The following is a 16,997-nucleotide window of genomic DNA, read 5'->3' on the forward strand; positions in this document are numbered from 1 at the left end:
CTTGCCTACTTATTTTTTATCTTTATTCATAGTCTGTTCAAATAGTTTGGCTTCTTTTAGAAAAGCATAAAACGCGTTAATCATACTATTTACGAAACCACGCCAACCATTCAAGAAACTACGGCGAATAAAATAAGATTTCATGAAAGTCACTGGCATTACTAAAACCAATTTTACAACGCTTGGAGACTTTCCTTTTTGGTATTTCTCTAATGCTTTTAAATTGGAATATTGATTATTTTTTTCGACTTTAACGAAAATGCTCGACTCGCCATAATGATAGATATCATGTTGAGCACGCTGAGATTCACCTTGTACAATCACATTTTCATGGACCTTATTGGCAAGGTCGTAATGCCCTTTAGACTTACGGAAAAAACGCACCTTTGCATGCTTTTTAGTATGTTTGCTGTTGGGAACGCCTAAAAACACGTCATTAATCGGTGTGATTAAAGCATCAAGTTTATTCTGCTGAATGGTCTCAACAATTTCTTGTTTTAACTCGTTAGATAAGACTTCATCACCATCTAAATTGAGTACCCAATCATTTCGGCATTTTGCTAAAGCTAAACTTTTTTGCCCAGCATAACCTTGCCAATCTTGATGAGAGATTTGCGTATTTTCAAAGCACTCTGCAATTTCATAAGTATTATCAGTACTGCCAGAGTCTAAAATAATAACTTCATCAAACTCACTGACACTTTGCAAAGTTCGCTCTAACCAAGCACCACAATTTAAAGTGACAATATAGACACTACATGGAATTTTATTCATAACTTATAACGTCCTTTAGCAAGGGCGATACGCATCTGTAAAGCATTCATGGCACCATGCGTGCTGACACGTGGAATATTAAATTGGTTAACAGCTTCATAGGCTTCGATTTTTTTACGCGTCGATACAGCGTTTTTAAAGCCAATCTCTTCAGCCATTTTCTGGTGTTTTTCGTTAAATCGACCAAATGGATAGGCAAAGCTTAGGCACTTCCCAACTAATGCTTCAACGTCGCGTTTAGACTGAAGCATTTCATCGTAAGCGGTTTGATCATCAAGCTTAAGTAAGTTCACATGATGTTGGGTATGCGCACCAAATTCAATCAAACCAGAATTCGCCATTTCATGGATTTGCTCATGACTTAGCTTTTCAATTCCTTCAATTTGCGTTGCCAAATAAATGGTTGCCTTTGCATTATATTTTTTAAGTAATGGATAGGCATAAAGATAATTATCCATAAAGCCATCGTCAAAACTTAAAGCAACGACATTTTTTTGATTAAGATATTGTTCAAGCTCAGAGACAAAACAAAAAGTAGCCCCTTTACGCGTCAACAACGTTAAGAGTTGTTCAAACTTTTCAGGAGGCATGTTCATACCAGAGGCTGCATCTTTAGGTGTAACCTGATGCAACATCACAATGCGTGGTAGTTTGTTCGAACGAAACGGAAGCCAGAATGTATAATTACCCAGCACATATAACAGTGCAGCAAGTACTAATAGGCCTACCGCAACGTACAAAAACCACATCATGCATAAACCTCATGTGACCATTCATAATCTTCTGAAAGGGGCTGCTTAAATGTCACTTCAACCATAAATTGGGTGATGCGTTTAGCATTGAAAGACCTACGTGTTTTCTCCCAACCCTCTTTCGCTATTTTTTCAGCCTGATCTGGGTTTTGATCAAAGAATTGGATCTTCTTGGCCAAGTCAAACTGATCATCAAAGTAAACCACTTCCTGCTCGGTGTAGAGCTTCTCAAAGCCCGGAATTCTTGGGCTAAAAGTCAATAAACCATTACCAGTCAGTTGTACAATACGGTCAGAACTATACAGAGTTACATCATTACGGCGTGAGTAATTAAGTCCCATTTTTGTTTCAGATAGAACTTTATAATACGCTTTACCGTAAACACCAGGTTGCTCAAAACATCCATAATATTGATAGTTTACATGGCCTTGTTGCAACGCATCTGCTAAGTCCTTTAAGAACTTCTCACGCTCAGGTTCTTTATAGACTACGCCACAAAAAATAAAGGTCTTATCCGTATTAGCGTTTGAAAATTGCTGTAGTGTTTCTACATTACGATGACCCACATTTGGCAGATAGGCTACGCTTAAATGCGGCTGTTTTAATTTTTGTAGATATTCTCCACCGGTTGTACAGAAAATAGCATCTAAATACGGCGAGAATGCTTTAACAAAGTCGAGTTTGCTTTCAAGATAAAGCGGGTCAACATACCAAAATGCAATTTTAGTATTTGGATAAGCTTCTTTAATCTGCCTAAGAACATCTGGACTCATTAAGTCACTATGTCCAATGAGTACCAGATCAGGTTCAATATTATTAACGACCTTTAGTACTTCTTTATTGGCCCAACTGGCACCCAGTTTTTTTGTTTTAAAAATGGTTCCCATTCGAGCCATGTCACGAAAACTAAAGTCATAAACGAAATGGCCATTTTCAATTAATCCGGCAGAAATTTTACGGTCTGTGCAGTAAAAATGGGCGCCTTGTTTATTAAAGCCAAAATTCGCAATATGCAATATTTTCATTTATTTACTCAAAATAAAAAATTTAATTTTTCGCTAAAAGATATGTTGCCACACGGTCCGCTTCTTTAAAAGCATAAGGTTGTGGTAACTGTACAACACAAGTCTGCTGTGAAATTAATTTTGATTCTAACATTTGATCAACTGAGTGGGTAATCCGGTCATCTTTCAACCTGTCCACTGCCATTACACCGACTCGACAACCCGCGGTAAGCGCCTCAAAAATCATAGATACGCTGTCTTCTGTTACCCAAACTGCTTCTGCTTTTTGCATTTCTTCAAAAATCCAGCCTTGAGGTGTTTGATCAACTGGAAATATTTGTAAATGCCCAGCAAAGCTTTGCTGTCTTAAAATATCGATAAATTCTGCTGGCGTGCGGCGTGAAGTTGTCAAAATAATTTCAGCGTTTGGATTATTCTCAACAATTTTTTCAACACTGCTTAATACTTTGTTTTGGTTCCATTGATGTCGTTTAGATGAACCACCTAAAGCAATTAAAATTCGGTCTTTTTGATGGCGGTTTTCATTACGAATGGGATTTAATGCACCACGTGTAACAATCACATGGCTATCAGCATGAATACCATCATGTTCTGGAATAACAGCGTAATCAAAGCAAACTACAGGTAAGTTAGGCTTCATCAAAATAATAGTTTTGGCTTTTCTAAAAATTTTGCCGAGTAACCAGACACGAAAATGTGTGTGGCTTCCCACTCCAAATATAAAATCGGGTACTTTTTTTAATAACGATTTTTTTGAAGAGAAAAGCGCCTGAATTAAAGAAATAATTGGCAAATCAGAAATAAGAATCTCTTCAAAAGTTGTTTCTGGCTGTTGTCTTTGCATTGCCTGAAACAAGCCTAATGCTTGTGAACGGTGCCCTGCCTTACCATCAGAGACATAGACAATATGCATAAAAGCTCCCGAAGCCAAAAATAAAAAGGCGAAACTTATGTTCGCCTTTTTATGTTAACGGATTAACTTATTTTACGTAAGTTAACCAGTGTTCATATTTCGGATTTCTACCTTGAACTGCATCAAAGTAAGTCTTTTGAATTTCAGTAGTAATTGGGCCACGACCACCTGTACCAATTGGACGGTCATCGTATTCACGAATTGGTGTTACTTCCGCAGCAGTACCTGTGAAGAATGCTTCATCTGCAATGTAGAATTCATCACGTGTAATACGACGCTCAACAACTTGATAACCAAGATCTTTAGCAATCGTCATTACTGTTTGACGTGTAATACCATCAAGCGCACCACCAGCGATATCTGGAGTGTGTAAAACGCCATCTTTAATTAAGAATACGTTTTCACCAGAACCTTGGCACACATAACCTTGTGGGTCCATTAACATTGCTTCGTCGTAACCAGAATGTGCAACTTCTTGGTGAGCAAGAATTGACAATGTGTAGTTACCAGATGCTTTTGCTTTACACATCGTCACGTTTGGATGATGGTGAGTAAATGATGAAGTTTTAACACGAATACCATTCGCCATTGCTTCATCACCAAGGTATGCGCCCCACGCCCATGCTGCAACTGCGGCATGAATCGTGTTATTTGTTGCTGCAATACCAAGTTTTTCTGAACCGATCCAGATTAATGGACGTAAATAGCAAGAAGCTAATTTATTTTCACGAACAACATCGATTTGTGCTTGTTCAAGCGTGGCTTGATCATACGGCACTTTCATTTGATAAATTTTTGCTGAATTTAACAAACGTTTTGTGTGGTCTTGAAGACGGAAAATGGCAGTACCTTTAGGCGTTTCATAAGCACGAACACCCTCAAATACGCCCATACTGTAGTGTAATGTATGGGTTAAAACGTGAATCTTTGCATCACGCCAATCAATTAATTTTCCATCTTGCCAAATAAAACCATCACGATCAGCCAAATTCATGGAACACTCCAAATTGTTATAAAATCATTCACTATCCAACTCAACCGAAGCGGTTGGGTCTATTAATCTTTGCCATAAATTGCAAACGACCGCACGGGTACTACGCCAGTCCGCTGCGCTGACTTGCATGGATTGATTTGCAAGGGCTAAGCGGTGGCTTTCGGCACGTTCACTAAGATAGGCTCGAATTAATGCTGTGGCATCTTCACTGGATAAGCAGTCTGCTTTAGCAGCATCTTCTAATATTCTTACATTATCAGAATAATGGGCGAGATCGGGTTTCGTCCCGCTCCATGCAAGTACAGCATACTGTGCCATAAATTCGATATCGACGATACCACCTGCGTCCTGTTTTAAATGAAAAATACCATGTTTTTTTTGTTCAGAAGACGAACCTAGGTGGTCTTTCATTTTCTGACGCATTTTCAACACTTCCTCACGAACATAAGCCTCATCTCTAGATTGAGTCAATATCTCGCGTCGAAATATTTCAAATTTCTGGCAAAGCACCTCATCACCAGCAATAGAGCGTGCTCGAACGAGTGCCTGATGCTCCCAAAGCCATGCACTTTTCAACTGATAGTGTTCATAAGCCTTAAGACTTGTCACTAATAAACCGGCCTCACCTGAAGGTCTTAACCGCGTATCAATTTCATAGACACGGCCATCAAGGGTTTGAGTGGTCATGAGTGACATAAACTTTTGAGCGACACGCATAGCAAACTCAAAGCCACTAATTGACTTCGTTCCATCCGTATCTGCTTGTTCATCTAGATAATGAATAAAGACAAGGTCCAAGTCAGAACCATAGCCAAGCTCAATCCCACCCACTTTGCCATAACCAATAACAGCAAAAGCTTTGTAGTCGAGTGAGCAGCGTTTTCCATCAACATCACATGGATAACCATGACGCTTTGCTACGGTCTGATAAGCTAAATGAAGTGTTGCATTAACACTCACTTCAGCAATATCGGTTAATGCATCAGATACTTTCATTAGCGGGCTTTCAGCTAACACATCACTTGCCGCAACAGTGAGTACATTGCTCTTTTTAAACAGTCGAAGTGCTCGCATTTGGTCTTCAACTTGATCAATTTCGATACGAAGCAATTGCTGACGTAATGAATCTTCTAAGTCCTTACGCTTTGGTAACTCAAAGCCCATCGATAAAAACTCATCAAGCAGTACTGGATATTGCGTTAACTCTTCACAAATCCACGGACTTACGGTCGCCATTTTAACTAAGCGTTGCAATGCACCTTTACTTTCAATCAACATCACCAAGTACACGGTTCGGCGCATGACTGATTCAATCAGCGGCATTAAGCGCAAAAGTGCAGTTTGAGGTTGTTCTGACTGTAAAATCACTTCAATTAAATGAGGCCAGAATGTCTTTAATCGCTGAACAGCATTTGAAGGTAATTTTTTGAGTGCGTGACCATGCCAGAATTCATGAATCAGATTTTTCGCATTGTCATCCAACACTTCATCTAACTGCTGCTCTAACTGTCCAAAGTTTTCAGTTGCGGCATTTGAACTGGTATCTTCAATGAGCTGCTTAAATTGAACTTTAACTTTTTGACGTTTCTCGTTAAGAACATCAATAAATTCATCCCAACTCGTAAAACCTAAGGTATCTATAATGCGCTGTCTTAAGTCTACTTCTTCTGGCAATAGCTGGGTTTGTTGGTCATTCAGCGCTTGAATTGCGTGTTCAACACGGCGCAAAAATAGATAGGCATCTTCAAGTTCTAAAACAGCTTGTCTTTCTAACAAACCTGCTTCACCAATATGCTCAAGGCTAACTAAACATTGACGATCTTGCAGCTCACGTTTAGAGCCGCCGTAAATAAGCTGAAATACCTGAACAATAAACTCAATTTCGCGAATACCGCCTGCCCCGAGTTTAATATCATCCTCAATATGACGACGCAGAACTTCGCGCTCAATCATCGCTTTCATATCGCGCATCGCGGCAAAAGCGGTGTAATCGACATAACGGCGGAACACAAAAGGACGTGTCATCTCTAACAAGTCTTGCCCTTCTTTACCGCCCGTCACAACACGCGCTTTAATCCACGCATAGCGTTCCCACTCACGACCATGCTGACTTAAATATTTTTCTAAAGCTGCGTGACTAATTGCTAGTGCTGAGCCATCACCCCAAGGACGTAAGCGCATATCAACTCGAAATACAAAACCATCCGCGGTAATGTGCTCAAGCAAATAAATGAGTTTTTGTCCCCACAAAATACAGAACTGCTGTACATCAATGCATTTACGACCATTAGTTTCACCTTGTTCATCGAAGGCAAAAATCAGGTCAATATCACTCGACAGATTAAGCTCTTGAGCACCAAGTTTACCCATGGCAACGACAATCAAATCTTGAACTTTGCCAGAGTAGCTCATCGGTTCACCATGTTTCGCCACAAGCGCTACACGTGCAAAATCCTTTGCCGCACAAATACTGGCATCGGCAAAATCAGAAAGTTCGCGTGTGAGTGTGACAACATCGGTAAGCTGATTGGCATCTTGCCAAATCCAACGGAACATTAAACGACTTCGTAAAATGCGTAATCCACGCATCCAAGATGTTTCGTCACCAATTCCATCTAATGTGGTTTGTACAAATTGATAAATCTGTTCGGTCGAGAGCGGTGCAGTAAATTGATCTAGTTTGTAATCTTGTTCTAAAACAGCTTGATGCAAGCCTAAAACTTGTTCTGCGTACTGACTCGCACGCAATGTTTTTTGTAACTGCTCCGCATTCATATAAAAAGCTCTTTTCCTCGTACTCTGTTTTTAGTTATAGCAGTTCGAGTAGTGGTAGGAAAAGGGATTAGACTAATTTTGCTTCCGCTGAAGAGTAATGCTCTGCATGAGCCTCATGACTTTCTTGAGCAGAAGGTAATAAAACTTTAAATGTCGTTCCTACGCCTTCTTTTGAACTGACATCAATTTTACCCTGATTAATTTCGACAAAACGCTTACAAAGACTTAAACCTAAACCCGCACCTTTTTCACCTGCGGTTCCTTTAAAGCTGGCTGTAATACGTGGATGGAACAAATTTGTCATTTGTTTTTCGGTCATGCCTAAACCAGTGTCTCGAACGGTTATTTCTATATTTTTGTCAGCTTGCCTAGCTTCAATAAAGACTTTGCCAGAGCCGTCAATATCTGTAAATTTCAGCGCGTTTGACACCAAGTTTTGAATTACAGAGGTCATCATATTGATATCGGCATAGATGTTTAAATCATCTGGAACATCATTGACCAGTTCAATATTTTTCTTCAAAGCTAATGTGTGCAGTACATCGCAAACAATATTGCTGACTTGTCTAAGCTTAAAGTTAATTGGGTGATAAACAAAACGCCCACCCTCTGCCATCGCCCATGTCAGTAAGCTTTCAAGTAAGTTATAAGTCGATTGTGACGTGTCATATAAATAATCTGCAATATTTTGAATGCTAGATTCATCTAAAGTTTCACGCTCTTTGGCGAGTACTTCAGAAAACCCGAGCAGCCCATGAAACGGCGCTCGTAAGTCATGCGAAATAATCGAGAAAAATTTAGTTTTACTAGAGTTAATCGCAACTTGTTGTTCATAGAGTTCGTTTAACTCTTCATAGTTAAACTTCAATTCGACTTGCTGCATAAAAGTCGAACAGTAATCGAGCAGCAATTGAATATCGTCATCTTCAAATGTAGCTGCATCGTCATCGAAAAAGACAGCAAAGCCCATAGACGTTTTATCGGGGTGTAAAAGATGCACGGCCAATGCCCTGCTGCACTCGATGTTTAGTTCTTTTAAATAGTTGGTTAAGTTTTGATAAGAGGGATGTGAGTGATTAATGATCTGTTGTTTAGCAAAGCACTGTTTTAAATGTTTCGAAGGTTTAAACGAGATTGCCGTCATACCCTCAGGGCAACGATGCCAAAAGTAAGGTTCCTGATTAAAAGTCAGTAAGGCTTTTTTACAATTCAAAAGACGAAGACTAAACCGGAAAAATTGCTCGATGTAGTTCTGCTCGGCATTTAATCCAAGTAACAGAGATATCCTACAAGCACTTAACTGCTCAACCTGATTTAGTTCTAAACGCTGGAATGTCATTGCCCGCCTCACAGATTTTGTCGTTTTTGGTCGGAACCGCTCTTAAAAATGTACTTATAATCATTATGATCTACTACAAACTTTAACACAGTACATTAAAAGAGCAACGTTCTTTTCAAAATAGAAATGTGAAGTTTCAATTAAAGGTTTTCAGATACATAAAGTGGGTATGCTTGAGGAAAATACAACAAATGTTTGAAGGTAAAGAGTTGTAAGATGTTAGAAATGCGAGTTCAGAATACTAGTAAAACAGAGTAAAAAAATAATATTTGAATAAGAGCTTAGATTCTTGCTCAGTTTCGCTTTTATCAAACGTGTTTGGCATTTAAACAAGAACTTCTTGAGCTAAAAAATGAAAGATTTTTATAAGCTCTGAATTTATAACTAGAAATTCTAGTCCGATTCTTGGGATCAAATAATAACTTCCTAAGCTCTATCCACTTTTTTATAACCAACAAAAAACCCCTAAGCCGTTAGCTTAGGGGTTTTCGTAGAATCTTACGATTCTGAATATGGTCCCGAGGGTCGGACTCGAACCGACACGTCATCTCTGACAGCGGATTTTGAGTCCGCCGCGTCTACCAATTTCACCACCTCGGGAGAGGAAGTATGTTTGTGTTGCGTATATTAGCGCGTTTGTAAAACTTGTCAAACCCTAAGTGAATATTATCGTTCACTTTTAGATCATTTAAACATTTTTCATGATTTAGGCCATAAGCACAGCCATAAAAAAGCGAAAAAGTTTATACTAGGCCCAATTTTTGCGGTGTTTTTTCCTAAATATGCAACTGTCCGACTTTTCCTTTGAATTACCTGATGAACTTATTGCCCGTTATCCTCTTGAATCACGTAGTGCTTCGCGGTTATTACACTTAGACTCAAAGGGTCAATATCACGATCACATGTTCACAGACATTATCGATCTGTTCGAAGAAGGTGATCTATTAGTGCTCAATGACACTAAAGTCATGAAAGCGCGACTTAAAGGAAAACGCTCTACAGGCGGTGCGATTGAGATTTTGGTTGAGCGCATGTTGAACCACACCACAGCGTATTGCCATATTAAATCGAGTAACTCGCCTAAAGCAGGTGCAGAGCTTTTTGTTGGTGCAGATAATATTCCTGTGATTGTACGTGGCCGTCACGAAAATTTATTTGTGGTTGAGTTTTCACAGCCGATCTTGCCTGTACTTGAGCAATATGGTCAGTTGCCTATTCCGCCTTACTTTAACCGTGAAGCAGAAGAAATTGACACAGAACGCTATCAAACGGTTTTCCATAACCCAGAGAAAATTGCCAGTGTTGCAGCACCTACTGCAAGCTTGCATTTTGATGAAACACTTCTAGAAAAATTAGAACAAAAAAATGTTCAAAAAACCTTTGTGACTTTACACGTCGGTGCAGGCACATTTATGCCTGTTCGTACTGATGACATTACCAACCATATCATGCACAGTGAATGGTGTGATGTACCTCAAGAAACCATTGATTTAATTTTGGCGACTAAAGCACGCGGCAATAAAGTGATTGCTGTTGGTACAACAGCAACACGTGCTTTAGAAAGTGCAGCTCAAGCTCATGGTGGTAAAATCGCGGCTTGGACTGGCGACACGCAAATCTTTATCTATCCGGGCTATGAGTTCTGCATCGTAGATCGTTTAATTACCAACTTCCATTTGCCAGAGTCTACTCTGCTGATGTTGGTGTCAGCGCTTTCAAATCGAGATAATATTTTGGCTGCCTATGAACATGCAGTTAAAAGCCGCTATCGTTTCTTTAGTTATGGCGATGCAATGCTGATTGATAAATTAGACGTTTAAAGACTAAGGCTGGGTTAAACCATATCGGTTAATGGAAAGGTTTAACCCAGCCCAAATACTCACAATAAAAAATAATGACTTTAGCTCTGTGAGTTGCAGAAATTTAGCAATGAAATCAGGCATCAACTTTTAAAGAAAAATTCTCAATTTAGAAACATTTAGTATTTATCTCTTTCAATTTAAAAGATAATCTAGAAATAGCTCTTTATGATAATGAACTCATTACTTCCATGCCAATCGATACTGTACAAGAAGCTCTTCATATAAGGCGTAAAAAAAATACACAGGTTTTTCGCAATATCGCTCGACTTTGGGACGCTGGACAAAAATCTCATTCAGCCCAAGATCTTTTAAATGCTTTACATCCATGGCGAGAAGATCACAACCTTCGTTTTTTTAATGTGCTCCCCTATTTACTCGCTATTTGCAGCATCACAATATTAGGTTTTGGTTATTTTCTTCATCCACATATTCAATATATTTGGAGCTTTTTAGGTGCCTTTTTAACAGGGTTTCTGGCTTATTTACTCTATCAATCTCAAGAACCATTAACGCAAGTTATTCGTTATCTAGAACAGCGTATGGTGATTTTGCGTTACGGTTTACAGTTTCAGCAGTTACCAGCTTATCTTCCCATTCATGCTCAGCCAGTTTTAGTTCTGAGTAAATTAAAACAGTATTTCCCTCTGTTTAACCGAGGGACTGAGTCTAACGAAATTACTCAGTTTGCTTCGACGACATGGAACGATGGAGTAACCGATCATCAAGTCTTGCTGTTTCAATATCATTACGTTAATGAAATCCCTATTATTCAAGACCAAAATAGCGATAAAAAAATTATAAAAGAAATTCATAAAGATTTATGGGGCGCTTTTATATTTCAAATACCAGCTTTGGGCATTGCTGTTAGCAATCAACGTTCTCGTTTTTTTACTCCCTACACCAGTAAATGGCAAAGTAGCGATATTTTAATTAACCAAGAACTTAATATTTTTGGGGTTGATCAACATCAGTTAGCCAAAGAAGTTAGTCCAAGCTTAACTTTAAAATTAAATGATTTTTTTCAGCACTTTAAAGGTGATTTAATTTATCATCACGAAGAACAAATTTTGTGTTATCTGGGTGAGCAAAATCTTTTTCAGACTACCAGTAAGCAAGATGAAATTCATGATGTTTCAGCATTACGTGGGCACTTGCGTACCATGACCATGCCGCAATATGAAAAATTTCAGCAATTAATGTTGAACTTAATTAAATAAATCTCTCGTATGACTTGATTGTCGTCTCATTAAAAATGAGAAGTCAAAAGTACACTGAGGGAATAACAATAAGGAACTGACCATGACTGGTTTATTTATTTTCCTGGGGATTTTTGTTGTACTGATCGTCTGGGGCGTTCACATCCGTAATACCATCGTACGTTATTTTAATGCGACCAAACGCGCTTGGTCTGAGGTTGCCAATTTCGAACGTCAAAAGGTAAAGACTTTAGAGGCGCTTGAGACAACACTGAATCAATATACTTATTTTGAAAAATCGACATTAGAAAAAGTCACTGAATTACGTCAGCAAATTCTTAATTTAAATGTGAATAACACTGATATTTCTCAGCTCCAACAAATCGAGAAAATGAGCAAAGAACTAATTCGCAGCTTAAATGTTGTTGTTGAAAACTACCCTGAGCTTAAAGCCGATTCGCTTTATAGCAAAATGATGGATGATATTCAGGAACAAAACGAAAATGTGGGTGCTGCGATTAGCATTTTTAACCGTAATGTCGAGCTGTTCAACAATCAGATTGAAGTATTCCCTAACAATCTCATTAACACCTTAACTTTATCCAAGAAAGCGATTCGCCCTTTTAAGGATAATCTTGTTAATGAAAATTTTGACTATAAACCTAATTTTTAATAGGAAAAAAACAGCCCCTAACCTGTCGGAAATTTTATCTATTTTATAACCAGCTACATTTAGTAGTAGAACTACATCGCAGAATCAAGGAAAATAGCTCTCTTTTTAGCAGCGAACTGTTTCTTCGCCTCTGCTCGTGTTCAGGATTTTTAGATGAAGTTTGAAAAATTAGGTCAGTCGGGGCGCGCCCGTCGTGGTCGTTTAACTTTAGAACATGGTGTTGTTGAAACACCTGTTTTTATGCCAGTGGGGACTTACGGCACAGTCAAAGGTATGCTACCGCGTGATATCGAAGACATTCAGGCACAAATTATTTTAGGAAATACCTTCCATTTATATTTGCGCCCGGGTCTTGAAGTGATTAAAGAACACGGCGGTTTGCATAACTTTATTAAATGGGATAAGCCAATTTTGACTGACTCTGGCGGTTTCCAGGTTTTTAGTCTTGGCGCAATGCGCAAAATCAAAGAGGAAGGTGTTACTTTCCGCTCGCCGATTGATGGTTCAAAAGTGTTTTTATCGCCTGAAATTTCTATGGAAATTCAGCAGGTATTGAACTCTGACATCGTCATGATTTTTGATGAATGTACACCTTATCCTGCAACGCATGAAGAAGCACAAAAATCATTGCAGCTTTCTTTACGCTGGGCAAAACGTTGTAAAACTCATCATCATGATGAACTCAAAAATAAGAATGCGTTATTTGGCATTATTCAAGGCGGTATGTATGAAGACTTACGTGATGAGTCTTTAAATGGCCTTCTTGAAATTGGCTTTGACGGTTATGCGATTGGCGGCTTATCTGTAGGTGAACCTAAAGAAGAGATGATCAAAGTTTTAGATTATCTCCCAAGCAAAATGCCACAAGACAAACCGCGTTACTTGATGGGCGTTGGTAAACCGGAAGATATCGTTGAAGCGGTGCGCCGTGGTGTCGATATGTTCGACTGTGTAATGCCAACCCGTAATGCGCGAAACGGTCATTATTTTGTCACTGATGGTCTGGTACGTATTCGTAATAGTAAATATCGCCATGACCAAAGTCCGCTCGATCCACATTGCGATTGCTACACTTGTAAGAACTTTACCCGTGCTTATCTATTCCATCTTGAAAAATGTGGAGAGATGTTAGCGTCTATGCTCGGTACCATTCATAACTTACGTTATTACCAACGTTTAACTGAAGGTATGCGTGATGCATTAGAGAATGGCACATTTGATGAATTTGTTCAGGACTTTTATGCCCGTCGTGGTTTAGAAGTTCCACCATGTCCGGTTGATGAATAAGCCCGATTTGCGCTCAACCTCAAGACAAGGTAAATTGCAAAACGAATTAGGATTATGTCAGGTATCTGACTCATATTTTTAACTTTAGGAAATCAAAATGAGCTTTTTAATTTCTGCTGCACATGCAGCACCAGCAGCTGGCCCAACTACAGGTATTTTGCCAAACATCTTGATGATTGTTGTATTCGTTGCAATCTTTTATTTCTTAATTTGGCGCCCTCAAGCAAAGCGTGCTAAAGAGCACCGTTCTTTAATCGAAAGCTTAGGTGTAGGTAGTGAAGTTGTGTTCGCTGGTGGTTTAATGGGCAAAGTGACCAAAATTGAAGGTGACTATGCAGTTGTTGAACTTAGCCGTGGTGTAGAAGTAAAAATTCAGCGTGCCAGCGTAATTTCAGTATTACCTGAAGGCACTCTAAATAACCTTTAATCATAAAACAGTCGTGCTTTAGCACGACTTTTTCATTTAAGAAGAAAGCGAATGCGTTACCCTGCATGGAAATATTTACTGATTCTGGTTGTTCTGGTAGTCAGTACATTATACGCACTGCCTAGTCTATATCCGGATGAGCCCGCCGTTCAAATTTCCGGTGCCAAAGCTGGTACCCAAATTGATCAAAGTGTGGTGCAAAAAGCAGAGCAAATTTTAAAAACAGCAAATATTGCAAGCCACGATAATACTTTTACAAATAATGCTGCCCTCTTGCGTGTCAGCTCTTCTGAAGCACAGTTGAAAGCAAAAGAAGTATTACGCCGTGACTTAGGTGATCAATATGTTGTCGCCCTAAACCTTGCCCCAACCACACCGGAATGGCTGCAAAAGATTGGCGCAAAACCAATGAAACTTGGTTTGGACTTACGTGGTGGTGTCCACTTCTTGCTTGAAGTAGATATGGACAAAGCCGTTGCCCAACGTATGGAAACCTCTGCCACCGATTTGCGTCGTCAGTTCCGTGAAAACAAAATCAAATTTAATAGTCTTGCATTAACAAACAATGTAATCACTGTTCAATTTGCTGACAATGCTGACCGTGATGCAGCAATGGATTTTTTACGTCGTAATGGGAATGAATATACTCAACAGGCATTAGCAAGCTCTACAGGTTCTACTTTAAAGCTTACTTATACAGATGTACGTCGTCAGGAAATCCAGTCATATGCGGTAAACCAAAACTTAACAACATTACGTAATCGTATTAACGAACTTGGTGTTGCAGAAGCATTGGTACAAAGTCAGGGTAGCAACCGTATTGTTGTTGAATTACCAGGTGTGCAAGATACAGCTGAAGCTAAACGTGTTTTAGGCCGTACTGCAAACCTCGAATTCCGTTTAGTTTCTGACTCAAATGATCAATATATTGACCCATATACAGGTAAATATAATGGTCAACCTTTACCTCCGGGCACAGAAGTTTTTGCTTATGAGTCTTTGGATAGCGGTCGTCAACTTTTGTTGCAACGTAACCGTATCTTAACTGGTGAGCGTGTTCAAAATGCAAGTTCTGGCTTTAGCCAAGACTCTGGTGGTGCCGAGGTAAATATTACCCTCGACAGTGCTGGCGGTAAGCTTATGTCCGATGCAACTCGTAATGCTGTTGGTAAACGCATGGCGGTATTGTTCATCGAAAATAAGCAAAAAATTACTTATGTCACAGATCCTAAAACTGGTGCACAAACAGAAGTTCGTACTCCATACACTGAATCTGTAGTTATTAATGCTGCAACAGTTCAAGCCGTTTTAGGTTCAACTTTCCGTATTACCGGTTTAAGTTCTCCTCAAGAAGCATCAGAACTTGCATTAATGCTACGTGCAGGTGCTTTGGCAGCGCCAATGTACTTTGTTGAAGAACGTGTGGTTGGTCCAAGTCTTGGTCAAGAAAATATTGATAAAGGCGTATTATCAACTCAAATCGGCTTCTTGCTTGTTGCAATCTGGATGGTGGTCTTCTTCCGTGTATTCGGTTTAATCGCTAACTTTGCACTTGTTGTTAACTTGGCAATGATTTTAACAGTCATGTCTTGGATAGGGGCTTCCCTCACCTTACCAGGTATTGCGGGTATCGTTATTACCATTGGTATGGCTGTCGATGCGAACGTACTGATATGTGAGCGTATTCGAGAAGAAATGCTCTGGGGAGCCTCGCCCAAACAGGCCATTGTGGCCGGTTATGATCGAGCCTATAACACGATTTTTGACTCGAACTTAACAACGTTCCTTGTTGCTTTCATTTTGTTTGCAATTGGTACAGGCCCGATCAAAGGTTTCGCCGTAACATTAATGATTGGTATCGTATGTTCGATGTTTACTGCAATTACAGTGACTCGCGCAATTGTACAAATCATTTATGGTAAACGCCGTAATTTGAAAAAGTTGAGCATTTAAGGAGATCGATGATGACTAAAGTGACTCAACAAGATTCAAAACAATATGGACGTCCGGATGATGCAAAAATCATCCCGTTCATGAAGATTGCTAAACCTGCGGCAATCTTCTCGATCCTGATTACGTTAGCGAGTATTTTCTTTATTGCGACTAAAGGTCTTAACTTAGGTTTGGACTTTACAGGTGGTGTTTCAGCTGAGCTTAACTATGCTCAACCAGCCAATCAGTCAGAAGTTATTCAAGCACTCGACAAAGCTGGTTTTAAAGATGCTGTAGTACAGACACTTGGTAGTAATAAAGACTTACTTGTGCGCATGCCAGTACAAGAAGTTAAGGTTGAAGACCTTACAAATGCCATCACCAAGGCTGTACAGTTGCCAAATAATACCGCAGAAGTTCATAAAGTAGACTCTGTAGGTGGTCAAGTAGGTAACGAGCTTTATGTTCGCTCTGCTGGTGCTGTTGCGCTTGCTCTTATTTTAATGTTGATTTACGTGACGATCCGTTTCGAGTTTAAACTCGCGATGGGTGCCGTGATGTCTTTATTCCACGACATCATCATTATTATTGGTGCTTTTGCATTATTCCAGTGGCCGTTTGACCTTACAGTTTTAGCTGCGGTACTTGCTGTTATTGGCTTCTCGCTTAACGATAACATTGTAGTGTCAGACCGTATCCGTGAAAATTTCCGTAAAATTCGCGGTGCGACTCCTCGTGAAATCGTCGATATTGCTTTAACCGAAACTTTACGTCGTACCATTCATACATCAATGACCTTATTGCTTGTAGTTCTAGCAATGATGTTCTTAGGTGGTGATGGCTTACACTGGTTCGCTGTGGCAATGTTTGTTGGTGTTTTTGTAGGTACTTACTCTTCAATTTATATCGGTACAGCTTTTGCCTTATGGCGTGGTCTTAATCGTCAGGACTTCATCGTTCAGGTTAAACCTGAATTTGAAGATGACATTCCTTAAGTTAGATAAAGTAAGACATATAAAAAAACCGCGATTAATTCGCGGTTTTTTTT

The 16,997-nt window shown here is 39.4% G+C and carries 14 protein-coding genes and 1 tRNA gene; 7 read left to right on the plus strand and 8 right to left on the minus strand.

From position 1 onward, the window contains the following. Positions 1-9: 9 nt before the first annotated feature. The 8 genes from ACS125_RS01090 to ACS125_RS01125 all read right to left on the minus strand — a co-directional run bounded on the left by ACS125_RS01090 (position 10) and on the right by ACS125_RS01125 (position 9,172). Positions 10-774, minus strand: a complete 765-nt coding sequence (locus ACS125_RS01090) for a glycosyltransferase family 2 protein (RefSeq protein ID WP_443270111.1) — start codon at positions 772-774, stop codon at positions 10-12. Further along, on the minus strand, positions 771-1,526 hold the full coding sequence (locus ACS125_RS01095; RefSeq protein WP_443270113.1) for a polysaccharide deacetylase family protein: 756 nt from the start codon (positions 1,524-1,526) through the stop codon (positions 771-773). Before ACS125_RS01095 ends, ACS125_RS01090 begins: the two co-directional genes overlap by 4 nt. Further along, positions 1,523-2,551, minus strand: coding sequence for a glycosyltransferase family protein (locus tag ACS125_RS01100; RefSeq protein WP_224972626.1), 1,029 nt, complete (start codon positions 2,549-2,551; stop codon positions 1,523-1,525). Before ACS125_RS01100 ends, ACS125_RS01095 begins: the two co-directional genes overlap by 4 nt. A 22-nt stretch (positions 2,552-2,573) precedes the next feature. After that, positions 2,574-3,464, minus strand: a complete 891-nt coding sequence (locus ACS125_RS01105; protein ID WP_443270116.1) for a mitochondrial fission ELM1 family protein — start codon at positions 3,462-3,464, stop codon at positions 2,574-2,576. A 67-nt stretch (positions 3,465-3,531) separates the two neighbouring features. Further along, entirely contained in the window at positions 3,532-4,458 is a 927-nt protein-coding gene (locus ACS125_RS01110) for a branched-chain amino acid transaminase (RefSeq protein WP_004789093.1), read from the minus strand. 24 nt (positions 4,459-4,482) lie between these two features. Continuing rightward, complete coding sequence (gene glnE, locus ACS125_RS01115; RefSeq protein WP_443270118.1) at positions 4,483-7,233, minus strand: bifunctional [glutamate--ammonia ligase]-adenylyl-L-tyrosine phosphorylase/[glutamate--ammonia-ligase] adenylyltransferase; 2,751 nt, start codon at positions 7,231-7,233, stop codon at positions 4,483-4,485. A gap of 67 nt (positions 7,234-7,300) precedes the next feature. Continuing rightward, the gene (locus ACS125_RS01120) at positions 7,301-8,572 is read right to left on the minus strand and encodes a sensor histidine kinase (protein WP_238612523.1); all 1,272 of its coding nucleotides are present in this window, start codon (positions 8,570-8,572) and stop codon (positions 7,301-7,303) included. A gap of 513 nt (positions 8,573-9,085) precedes the next feature. After that, positions 9,086-9,172: transfer RNA gene (locus ACS125_RS01125), tRNA-Leu, on the minus strand. A gap of 182 nt (positions 9,173-9,354) precedes the next feature. Here ACS125_RS01125 and queA point away from each other — a divergent pair. From queA to secF, 7 genes are all read left to right on the plus strand, one after another. Next, positions 9,355-10,392: a tRNA preQ1(34) S-adenosylmethionine ribosyltransferase-isomerase QueA gene (gene queA, locus ACS125_RS01130; RefSeq protein ID WP_443270120.1), complete on the plus strand. Its 1,038-nt coding sequence runs from the start codon at positions 9,355-9,357 to the stop codon at positions 10,390-10,392. A gap of 230 nt (positions 10,393-10,622) precedes the next feature. Next, positions 10,623-11,651 (plus strand): hypothetical protein, encoded by a 1,029-nt coding sequence (locus ACS125_RS01135; RefSeq protein WP_443270123.1) that lies wholly within the window; start codon positions 10,623-10,625, stop codon positions 11,649-11,651. Between the two features lie 82 nt (positions 11,652-11,733). After that, on the plus strand, positions 11,734-12,303 hold the full coding sequence (locus ACS125_RS01140; RefSeq protein ID WP_443270125.1) for a LemA family protein: 570 nt from the start codon (positions 11,734-11,736) through the stop codon (positions 12,301-12,303). 153 nt (positions 12,304-12,456) lie between these two features. Continuing rightward, on the plus strand, positions 12,457-13,590 hold the full coding sequence (tgt, locus tag ACS125_RS01145) for a tRNA guanosine(34) transglycosylase Tgt (protein ID WP_049838131.1): 1,134 nt from the start codon (positions 12,457-12,459) through the stop codon (positions 13,588-13,590). A gap of 97 nt (positions 13,591-13,687) precedes the next feature. After that, positions 13,688-14,017 (plus strand): preprotein translocase subunit YajC, encoded by a 330-nt coding sequence (gene yajC / locus ACS125_RS01150; RefSeq protein ID WP_003655131.1) that lies wholly within the window; start codon positions 13,688-13,690, stop codon positions 14,015-14,017. A gap of 51 nt (positions 14,018-14,068) precedes the next feature. Continuing rightward, positions 14,069-15,970: a protein translocase subunit SecD gene (gene secD, locus ACS125_RS01155; protein WP_174739417.1), complete on the plus strand. Its 1,902-nt coding sequence runs from the start codon at positions 14,069-14,071 to the stop codon at positions 15,968-15,970. Positions 15,971-15,978: 8 nt separating this feature from the next. Next, complete coding sequence (secF, locus tag ACS125_RS01160) at positions 15,979-16,944, plus strand: protein translocase subunit SecF (RefSeq protein ID WP_081399420.1); 966 nt, start codon at positions 15,979-15,981, stop codon at positions 16,942-16,944. Positions 16,945-16,997 lie beyond the last annotated feature (53 nt).

This window comes from Acinetobacter sp. PFS20, from assembly GCF_052261015.1.
GTDB lineage: Bacteria > Pseudomonadota > Gammaproteobacteria > Pseudomonadales > Moraxellaceae > Acinetobacter.